6 protein-coding genes are annotated in these 11,024 nt (G+C 38.7%); 4 read left to right on the plus strand and 2 right to left on the minus strand.

What is annotated here, in order from left to right; translation table 11 throughout:
• Nucleotides 1–151: 151 nt before the first annotated feature.
• Nucleotides 152–1,396: a helix-turn-helix domain-containing protein gene (locus AC1DOS_RS13615; RefSeq protein ID WP_477537941.1), complete on the plus strand. Its 1,245-nt coding sequence runs from the start codon at nucleotides 152–154 to the stop codon at nucleotides 1,394–1,396.
• A gap of 296 nt (nucleotides 1,397–1,692) precedes the next feature.
• Here AC1DOS_RS13615 and AC1DOS_RS13620 read toward each other — a convergent pair whose 3' ends face one another.
• Nucleotides 1,693–5,421 (minus strand): S8 family serine peptidase, encoded by a 3,729-nt coding sequence (locus tag AC1DOS_RS13620; protein WP_477537942.1) that lies wholly within the window; start codon nucleotides 5,419–5,421, stop codon nucleotides 1,693–1,695.
• 693 nt (nucleotides 5,422–6,114) lie between these two features.
• Nucleotides 6,115–6,513 carry a YkvA family protein gene (locus AC1DOS_RS13625; RefSeq protein ID WP_477537943.1) on the minus strand — a complete coding sequence of 133 codons (399 nt, stop codon included), beginning with the start codon at nucleotides 6,511–6,513 and terminating at the stop codon, nucleotides 6,115–6,117.
• Nucleotides 6,514–7,491: 978 nt separating this feature from the next.
• Here AC1DOS_RS13625 and AC1DOS_RS13630 point away from each other — a divergent pair.
• The 3 genes from AC1DOS_RS13630 (at nucleotide 7,492) to AC1DOS_RS13640 (ending at nucleotide 10,748) form a co-directional block, all read left to right on the plus strand.
• Entirely contained in the window at nucleotides 7,492–8,346 is an 855-nt protein-coding gene (locus AC1DOS_RS13630) for a ParA family protein (RefSeq protein ID WP_108587785.1), read from the plus strand.
• Nucleotides 8,339–8,689, plus strand: coding sequence for a DUF5388 domain-containing protein (locus AC1DOS_RS13635; RefSeq protein WP_477537944.1), 351 nt, complete (start codon nucleotides 8,339–8,341; stop codon nucleotides 8,687–8,689). Before AC1DOS_RS13630 ends, AC1DOS_RS13635 begins: the two co-directional genes overlap by 8 nt.
• Nucleotides 8,690–9,236: 547 nt before the next feature.
• Nucleotides 9,237–10,748 carry a primase C-terminal domain-containing protein gene (locus AC1DOS_RS13640; RefSeq protein ID WP_477537945.1) on the plus strand — a complete coding sequence of 504 codons (1,512 nt, stop codon included), beginning with the start codon at nucleotides 9,237–9,239 and terminating at the stop codon, nucleotides 10,746–10,748.
• Nucleotides 10,749–11,024: the final 276 nt, after the last annotated feature.

The following is an 11,024-nucleotide window of genomic DNA, read 5'->3' on the forward strand; positions in this document are numbered from 1 at the left end:
GAACAAGAAAAATTAATTTGATAATACTAATAAGAATGGGAATAATACACTTAAACTTACTTTGAGGTGTATAAGATGTCCAAAATAATATTCATCTTGGTTTTATCTATGCCGTCATGGCTTAAGGAGGGACGCTTAGGGGATGGGAATCATGCTGGAAGGAAAGATAATCAAATTCTATCGCGAACAACAAGAAATGAAGCAAAAGGACCTAGGGGAAGGAATTTCCTCCAGTACTCATATCAGTAAAATAGAACGGGGGCTTACAGAAGTATCGGATGAAACTATTCTATTATTATCTCAAAGACTAGGAATTGATATGGAAAGGGAAGTGTTAAATTACAGGAGGGTGGAATCCTTATTAAAGGAGTGGCATGATGCCATTGTGAAGGAACTGCAGACAAAGGCGGATAGTATAAAAAGGCAGCTTGATGGAATTAACCTTTTATATATTCAGGATTTTTATCGATCCTACACCCTTGTGCTCACCAGATACTACTTGTCTATTGGCGAGTTTACATCAGCGCAGGCTCTAATAGAGGAGATGGATGTTTGGACAGGTTTATCTAATTATGACGAAAATATGTTGTTGCACATAAAGGGGATTTTCCATCTGACCGTGAAGTATGACTATGTCAGTGCCATCTCTTTTCTAGGTCAAATCAGTCTGGAGCAATACTCCAATCAGGAATATTATTACGACTTGGCTGTTGCCTATAGTTCGCTTAATTCTCGAGCCCTAGCTTTTTTCAATGCGAATAAGGCACTGGCCTTCTTCACCAAAATTCGCAGCTTCTCCCGTATCATTAAAGCTGAAATGCTGATGCTCATCCAGCTCGAGCAATCGAAGGATTACCGTTTTCTAAGCAGTGAATATCATAGATTGATAGATATGACAGGGGATTATGGGCTCAATCATCAAAAAGCGATGCTGCATCATAACCTCGGCTATCTGAATTTGCGGCACGGCTATTTCAAGCAGGCTGCTGAATATTACAAAAAGTCGATGGATGCACGCAATTCCTCCAAGCCCAAGTATGTCGGCTCGCTGGAGGGGTACATAAACGCTTTGACGAAAGAAGGGAAGACGCCAAAGGAAAAGCTTCTAAAGCTTGTAGAAGAGGGACTTGTGTTATGCAGGAATTTTTCGGCCGCCACCTTTCATCATCTCTTTACGATGCATTATCACTCCATTCTAGGTGAGGATGACCAGTATTATCACTATCTGGAGAACCAGGCATTTCCCCACTTTGACAAAATGGGCTATGTAATGGCGAAAGAGTTTTATGCGGTAAAATTATTTGACTACTACATGTCCAACAATGATATGGTCAATGCTAATCGTTATGCTGGAGCAATTGTGGAGAAGTTCAGAACAAATAATCAGTTTGTTTGATGGAGAGGTTACGTTTTGTGGCTGAAGCTTTAAGTTTTGGTCAGAAAATGGGCTTGTAAAGAGGAAAAAAAGCTCTGTTTTTATGTTTTTTGCATTGTTCGGGGGTAAAAAGAATGTATGTGCTTCCTTCTGAGCTAGGATGGAGTTCTCAAAATACCCTATTCTAACAAACTGCCCGATTATTCTAACATATAGGCACCTTTCTAACAAATCAATTTTTCACATCCGCCACACCTAACTAACCAAAAGAAAAGACGCCTGCTTTCTCTATATAAAGCAGGCATCTTTCACTAAAATTATCTTAATCCGTAAGCCTTGATGATCTCTTGGGTAATTTTGTTTCCTTCATCATCCCAAGCGCTTGCTCTGAGTGAAACGGATTTTGCGTTTATCGGATTTCCAATGGTTGCGGCATAAGCGTCGCCATCTTTTGTAAGCTTCACTTTTTTCCACGCTTTGCCCTCATTGAATGAAACTTCCAAAGTGGCATCCTTCACGTTTCCGTATCCTACTGCACCTTCCACTTTACCGACAGACAGCTCAAGGTTAGTAGGACGGTTTGCCAATGCATCCCCATTTACATCGGTGTCCACCTTATAATCCAGAGTTAGGAATGGAAGATCGTATCTCCAATCCTCTGATGCTTCCGTCCAGAAGGTCCATTCAGTATGAGTGCGGACCGACGTATTCCAGCGATCTGCGTCACGTGTTGCGTCCGTAACAAAGCGGAATTGCGTACGTTCTTTTGGTGCGACATCTGTTGCATAGAGCGCTTGGCCTTTACCTTCCCTCACTAATGTATCACCCTTGTACAATTTAGATGTCTGATTTTTTTGTTTTATATTATAATCGTTAATACCGCCTGTGTTTCCTTTTCCTGCATCGGCCAAAGCAGGAACATTGATCATTAGATGATTGCCTTGGCGCTCAGGAGCCCAGTAACCTTCACCCAAGCTTGGACGGACAACTGGAGAGAACCAGTTCTCTGTTAATTTTTGGCCTTTTGTGTAAGTGGCCAATGGTTGACGTATCTCCCATGTCGCATCTAAGATACGTGCCTGGTGATACCAGCCTGTGTCCTCTATTGCCGAAACATACTCAGTTCGGGCTCTTGGTAATGCTATCTTATACAGGAAGCCTACAGCTGCAAATGAATGCGGACGCAAGTCGTATCGGAATTCTCCACCTGCTGTTTCAATGTGGGAATTGTAGCGACTGTCGATTGTCGCTAGGTCTTTATTCTTCGGTGCATAGGTTAAATCCTTTGGTATAGAACCTTTATGGACATCCATAAGATCATATACATATGGAGAATCGATTGTTCCTTCTACTTGCAGTTTTACATTTCCTGAACGTACAGCTTTTACAAGCTTGTCGCCTTCTTTTTTGCTGATACCAGCAACGGCAATCGGGTTGACTGTGTACTCTGGAGTACCAGCATATTTACTAAATTCTTTATCCTCATTGTTGACGATGATCAGTAGCTTTGCCCCGGCAGTAGCAGCAGCAGAAGCTTGTTGAGAAGGGGTTACTTCATCATTTCGATCGACCACAACAGCTTTACCTTTTGCTTTTAGGCGGTCGAAGTCAGCTGAACTGCCTTTTCCGGCATAGACAGTGGATAAGTTATACTTTCCATCCAATAATTCACTTCCTGAAAATGGAATATCATCCAGTTCATTCCCATTAAAGTTAATGGTCAGAAGTGGTTTTGTTAGGCGCCAGCGAGTAAGCTGCTCAAAATATCCGTTTTTGACTTCTTTTGTTGGAACAGCGTACATCTTATCAATCCAAACCGGCATCAAATAGAGACTAGTCAGGGGCATATCACCAATTGTTCGGTGATATTCCATACGTTGGTAATTTGCCTCTGTTTTCTTCGGTACCTCTACAGATATTTCTTTTGCTTTTCTTGCATCGAGCTCCACTGTTTTTGGTCCATTCAGTTTCACTTCCGGGTCACCTACAAGGGCTACACCAGCGTGGTCTGTGTTCACGTCCACATCCATTAGGGACATGGCCGAATAGGTGCCTGGCGGCAGGCGAAGTTCTGATGAACCATTGACAGCATAAACCCACGGCTCCATTTTCTCGCTGGATATTGCCACATATGCAAGTCCAGCAGAGCCGTCACGGTCAGTTGCATTTAGTGTAAGAGGATAACGTTCCTCTTCCTTGACCATCGCCATAGTAGTGTGTACAACGACTTTTCCGTTTGCTTTTGCTGTTAAAAATCCTTGATAACGGGAGCCTGTTTCACCAAGGGTGGAATCAAGTGTTACGTTCACGTCCGCTGTGCCATTGGCTGGAACAGTGATGGTATTTTCAGAAAGGTTTAACATACCAGATGGAGCTTCTTTACCCTTTGCATTTGTAAATGTCGCGTCCAACTCTACTGTGATGTCCTCGGCACTATCATTTGTATAGGTAACGACTTTTTCAACAGGGGCTGCTTGATCATGAGGCCATTTAAAGAAGCCGAATGATACGGAGCTAGTTGCTCTCAGCTTTGTTTCCAAGGCTGCAGCTATATCAACCCGTCCTGTTCCCACCTGGTAAGGCTTGTAACCTTCAAGCTTCGTTGTTGTGTTCATTAATGCTTCTTTTAAAGCTTTTCCGTCCCATTCTGGATGTTTTTCGGCAAGGATAGCTGCTGCACCTGCGACATGTGGTGAAGCCATGGATGTACCATCTTTTCTAGAGTAATATCCACTGCCAGATGTAAATTGGGAACGGGCTGCAACAATCCCTACACCAGGAGCAGATAAGTCAGGTTTTAGACCCATATCGCCATAGCGAGGCCCCATTGAAGAGAAGTATGCAAGCCGATCCGATTTGTCCACAGCCCCGATAGTTAAAGCGGAATCTGCAGCACCAGGAGAGCCGATAGAGCCTTCTGCTCCATTATTACCGGCAGCGATAACAAATAGTGTTCCATTCTCTTCACTAAGTCTATTTACAGCTTGAGACATAGGGTCTTTGCCATCACCTGGCTCGCTGGTTCCAAGACTCATATTGACAATCTTTGCATTCTCAGATGCCCATTCCATTCCATCAATAATCCAAGAATCTTGTCCAAATCCTTGATCACTCAATACTTTCCCTACCAGTAAGCGTGCATCAGGAGCAACGCCTTTGGATTTTCCATCAGCTGCACCTGTTCCAAGCACAGTGGAGGCAACGTGTGTTCCGTGACCATTTCTGTCATTCACTTCTTCGCCAGGTACAAAGCTCACCGCTTCGTCCAATTGATCGACAAGGTCCGGGTGGCCAGGGTCAATTCCGGAGTCAAGCACGGCAACCTTGACGCCTTCACCTGTAAAGCCTGCTTCCCATGCTGTGTTTGCTCCAATTTGAGGGACACTTTGATGAAGGGCTGCTTCTACACGGCCATCCAGCCAAATTTTTTCTACTCCATATTTAAAGAGTGATGATTTTTCAGGTTCTTTATTGTCCCTTTGAACTGTGACATCTTCCCAGAATGTTTCCGCTTTCATTTTGTCGGTAGTAAGTGCGGCACCATTAATACTTTCCAACTCCCGAACCTTCTTCGCTCCTTTTGGAGCAATGTTTTTGGAGGAAGATCTAGCCTTTGTCTCTTCGTATTCGACGATAACCGGCAATCCTGCCTGATTCTTGTCATCATACCCATATTCAATCAATTTCGTAATATTAAATAAGTCCTTATCCAGTTTTCCTGCTGCCAGGTAAGGCATGGTAGAATTCGGGAATACGAAAGTATCCTCACCAAAGGTCAGGACTCTGACTCCATCCCCATCCTTATTAGCTGGCTCTACATTGATGATATATTTCCCGTTTTTAAGGGTAGAAACTTTTACGACATCACCAGTAATGAGCGTAATTACGTGATCACCGGTCCCATTATTACTCATTGCAACAGTTGATTTATCCAATATCGTCCCATTCCTAGATGCTCCAAGTGCGTTAACTTGAGAAATGGATCCCGATAGCATAGAAGCGGCAATCGATCCAACTAGAAGCGTCTTCATGGTTAGCTTTTTCATTTACATTCTCCTATTCCATAAGGTAATTAGCGGATAATGCTAAGCTGAGAAAAATCATGGTGAGGTAAAAATAAGAAGTTATTCAGTCCCAAAAAGATTGCTGAAAGTAGACTACTAGAATCAGAGCTTGCCTTCACCTCCTTAAAGGTTTGGTTCAATTTCTGTAGAAGCTTCTATCCAATGGTAGTTTCTCTAGATGAGGTAAATAAATAGGAAGGATTAGTTGAATTGTATAGTCATACAATATTATTGACAAATGGGGTTTTGAGAGGGACCTAAGAACTATGTTAGAAGAAGGAAATCTAAACCGAAATGTCTAAAAAAGGGGAAAGGAATTGGGGTTTTAATTAGCAGTATTCATAGATCTTCTTAAGGAAAAGTGGATAGATTGGAAACAGGCTAGCTTAAAATGGTAGCTTTTTCTTCATGAAGAAGAGAACCTGTTAATAGGAGATCGATTACTTCTCAATTCGAGTGTTATGTCAACATATCCGGTTGAGCGTTTGTATCGATGTTATTTTGGCTTGGATAGCTATTCTTGCTCTAGTGGTAGCAGAGGTTCTGAAATACTGGTTACAGAAAGAAGTATGTAGACGTTTTTCTTTATCTTTTAGGATTGATAAGTTGAAAAAGAGAGCTGGAAATCCAGCTCTCTTTTTTTCTGATTTGAAATATAATGCGTTTTAATAATCCTTATGCAATGAGATCAATAATCAATTTCCCACTCCAAACTGCGAGCAAAATCCAAATAATTATAAAGAGAGTACCAACTAACCAATTCTTTGGTTTTCCATTCTTCTTCATCTCTTCAGCCTTTACCCGGTTTTCCTCGATTACATGAGGCGGTATTAATTTCAAGGCAAGAGCGATTCCTAGAGGAACAAGAATTAGGTCATCCAAATACCCTAAAACGGGGATAAAATCAGGAATTAAATCAATTGGACTAAAGGCGTATGCTACAACACAGATTGCGACAGCTTTTGCGTACCAAGGAGTTCTATCGTCTTTGTAAGAAAGATATAGAACAAATGTATCTTGTTTTAATTTTATTGCGTAGTTTTTTAATTGAGTTAATTTATTATCATTTTTCATTATTAATTAGACCCCTCATCCATAAAAATTATAAATTAATAATTGGATTAGGCAAACGTGAACGATTCGGGGGTTACTCAATCCCTGGTGTAAGGATATATAATGACGAATCTACATGTAACCGAATCTACATGTAGATTTGTATACATGTAGATTCGTCTACATTCCAGTTCAGAGAAAGGGTGACTCAATTATCAATAAAAAAGCTGATTTCTCAAATAAACAGGGAGAAATCGGCAAACTATTTAACCAATGAGATTTTTTACTAGTCTTCCAAAACTTCAATTTCGATTGCTTCGATAATGTGATTATTAACCACATGAACAACAAAGTTTATCCTTCTTAGTTTTCCATAAAATAAATTTTTACTTTTGTTAAAAGATTATTCGAAATAAAGTAAGTGGAAATATCTACTTATGTGAGAAAGAGCTTAATTCTAACCTAAGTAGAAAAATAGAAATATCTACTTAGGTAGAGTTTGAAAACCCTGATATGGTGCAATTTACAGGGGATTCTTCTTGCTTTAAGTTGAATGATAGAAGCTTATTAGTATCGGATTTCTGTCGATATAAATGACATCAGGGGGAGGAAGATGCAAGAAATTTAACACGTTTTTGAAAAGGTTCTACATGAAGGAATTTTGACATAAAAAATAATCGGATCCAGAGCTGAGCTACCCCTAATAGTTAAAACTAGCAATAGAAACAATAGCCAAAAAAGAGGGGCTTTGATTGTCACACGTTTAGAGAAACTAATTCGCATGTAGACCAATCTACAAATCTACATGTAGACCCGGTTACATGTAGATTTGTATACAAAAACAAAAAACATCTAAATGTAAGGTGAATACTGAAGTTTATGATTGTATTTATATTATAATAGTGTTAGTTTTAAATTATTAGTTATCTTCACTTGTCTACAAGTCTACATTTACATAAAACATACATTGCTAATTATATTAATTGAGGAGGGTTTTAAATGAATCATTCATGCCAGGTTATAACTTTTGGTAATTTTAAGGGCGGTACTGGAAAGACTACGAATAGCACTATGATTGCTTATTGTTTAGCGAAAATGGGTTATAAAGTGTTAGTAAGTGACCAAGATCCTCAAGCAAATGCTACTAGTTTATTTCTAAGAACAAAAGCTCTTATTGAAGATGATATTGTCTCATATGAAAAAACATTAATGTCTGCCATTCAGGATGAGGATTTGAGTAGCATTGTAACTCCTATAAAAGAGAACTTATATCTTCTTCCGAGTTTTAGTGATTTTGCTCAATACCCGAAACTTTTAGAAAAGAAATTTCCTAAGGAAATTGATCGAGTACAATTTTTCTCTAAGTTATTAGAACCGTTAAAAGGGGACTATGATTTTATCTTTATTGATGTTCCGCCTACAATCTCTATTATTACGGATTCAGCATTATATGCATCAAACTTTGTAGTTGTGGTATTACAAACGCAAGAAAGAAGTTTACAAGGCGCTGAAGGTTTTACAACCTATCTTCAAACGCTTATCGATGATTATGATGCCGATCTAGATATCTTAGGCATTCTCCCGGTATTATGGAAAAATGGTGCAGCTGTAGATATTCAAACATTAGACACAGCGAAAGAGATTTTTGGGGAACATAATATTTTCCAAAAGGTAGTTAAACAGATGGAACGTTTAAAACGTTTCGATATGACAGGAATCACTGAAAATGATATGCATGATAAAAACGTTATTGAAAGCTATATACAAGTTGCTACTGAATTTGTCCATCGATTAGATGCAGCAACTAACCCATCGAACTCAACAGAAACGATTGGAGAGGTTGTAGATGTCTGATTTACTTAGAAAAAAGTCTCCTGGTCTTATTCAAAGAAGCCAAACGGCTGTTCCAAAAAATACGTTTAATATCAAGGAACTTGAAACTAACAAAGAACCTGATACCACTCCCGTTCCTAAGAAAGCTACCAATAGCAATGTAATTGCTGAAAAATCAACAACCGTTCGAGTAAATATGAGTACTAAAAATAAACTAAATGCATTAGTGACTATTGGTATTGCTCCGACCGTGGACGATGTCATTGATCTGCTTATTAATGATTACCATTCAAATATATTAACTAAAGATGAGAGAAAACAATATGAAATTATCTTTGAACTGTATAAAAGTAAAACGAAATAAACCTTGAAGATGAAATAGCGCATGCTAATTCATCTTTTTTAAATACTGTAGATTCGTATACATGTAGATTTGTAGATTCATATACATGTAGATTTGTAGATTTGTAGATTCATATACATGTAGATTTGTAGATTGGTCTACATGTAGATTTGTAGACTCATATACATGTAGACTTTTATTATTAAATAGTGTTTTTATAAACAAGTAATTTAATGTGTTGAAAGTCCTTGAAACATTGATTTAACAACGATTACAATATTTCATTTATTCAAATATAAAATATTTGACATAGAGACGAAAATGAAAATAGATTAATTTTTGTAGATTGGTCTACATGTAGATTTGTAGATTGGTCTACATGTAGATTTGGTTACATGTAGATTTGTAACTGAGTAGATGCGTCTACATGTAGATTTGTAGACTGGTCTACCATATTAGAAATGCCCTTAAACCCTTATTGTATAAGGGTTTTTGTTCTTCTATACTTTGTAACTAATTGAGAGATTTAGGTAATTTCTTAAACTAGTTGCAGAGTAGGAGGTGCGAAATGGACGATTTACAATCAATGTTCGACTTAGTTCTTCATGATGGATTAATGGAATTCAAAAAAATCGGCTCACGAGCATCTCTACCAAAACAAACTATTGTTAAAAGAGAATCTTCTCACAACAAAAAAGGAAGTATTTTTGTTTCTCGTACAAAAGAAGATTTACATACTTCTAGTGGAGTAAAAGGGTATATTCTAACTTCTAAAGAGTCAGTGGTTGAAGATTGTAACCGACTATCCCACTGGACACCTAATGTTTTTAACTATGGCACTTACACCAATCATCGACGTAATTATATTAAAGGACATGTAGAAACAAATTTACAACAGATTAATACGTTTGTTGTCGATATCGATTCAAAAAAACAACCTTACACTGAGATCCTAACGGCAGCATTAGATCAATGCATCGGTGCGCCAACCCTCATCTTGGAAACTCCGAAAGGATTCCAGGCTTACTTTGTATTGGACAAGCCTCTGTTCATTTCGAGTAAAAATGATTTTCGTGGTCTCAAAGTGGCCAAACGTATTTCAGAGAATATTAAACGCAGCCTAGCGAAGATTTTACAGGGAGTCGATCTCTCGTGTAACGACTTTGGCTTTTTCCGTATACCAAAAGAAGATAACGTAAGATGGTTTTCAAAAGAAATGACGTTTGATTTTGGGAGTTTAATTGAATGGTCCAGAAGACAAGATGATGGCCATGGACGTGGTTTATTTGTTGTACAAGATCATAAAGCCATTCATGACGTCACACAACAAGAGTGGTTTCAGGAATTATTAGCTGCGAAACATGTAAGAGGGAATCAAGGGCAAATAGGTCGAGACAATCTATTATTTACTTTAGCGCTCGCTTGCTACAGTGCTGGAAAAGAAGAAAACGAGACGTATAACTTGCTAGATGAATTAAATTCATCCTTACATTCGTCACTGAAGCATTCAGAAGTAAGAAAAATCATAAAAAGTGCGTATAAAGGTCGTTTTAAAGGGGCTCACTCAACATACATTCAACAACTCCTTGAAGAGTGGGGGAGTGGGAAACCTATTACGATTCATTCCAACCCGAATGGATGGCACAAATTTAAAAAAGCGAGAAAAGATCGAAAACGGAGTCATTATGAGGAGTGGGAAACAGATATTCTGGCATACATTGGCCAACAAACCAACATCTCCAGTCCAATTACGTGGGCTACACAAAAACAAATCTGTGAAGAGATCAACATTCCTCGCAGCACGTTTAACGAAGTCGTAAGGAAATCGTCTAAAATCATGATGAAGACAGAGGGAAAAGGTTGCAAAGCACAAACGGGATTAACGTCTGTAGCTGTGCTTCTTCAGTGTGCGCTAGCATTCAATCAAGCCCAGCGGGCTACGTATATCGCAACCATTCGACTTATGATGCAAGAATACGAGAATGCTCCAGCAATTGATTCGTTTGAAAGCATCTTACAAACCATCCAAAAGGCTGTTAGACCAAGGGTCGATGATCTATTTACCCTTAATTCGACATAATTGTCCAGTCTGCCATTACATATCTGTATACGTATCTGTTTTGTCGTCTCCTCTTTTTATGTTTAGTATCCATCCATCCTGGTTTTGATTTTTTCCAATAAAAAAAACACAACCAATGTTAAAATGTTGTGTTTTACAGTTTGTCTTTTTCAGTTGGTTTGTTCTCAACTTGGTAGGAAGCAAATTTATCAAAGATACGGTCCAGTTGTTGGGATTTGAAATCTTCCGCAAATGCTCGTATAAAGACTTCATTTGGATTTACGTCTAGTGCATTAC

It is taken from the genome of Paenisporosarcina sp. P5_A11 (genome assembly GCF_056400705.1).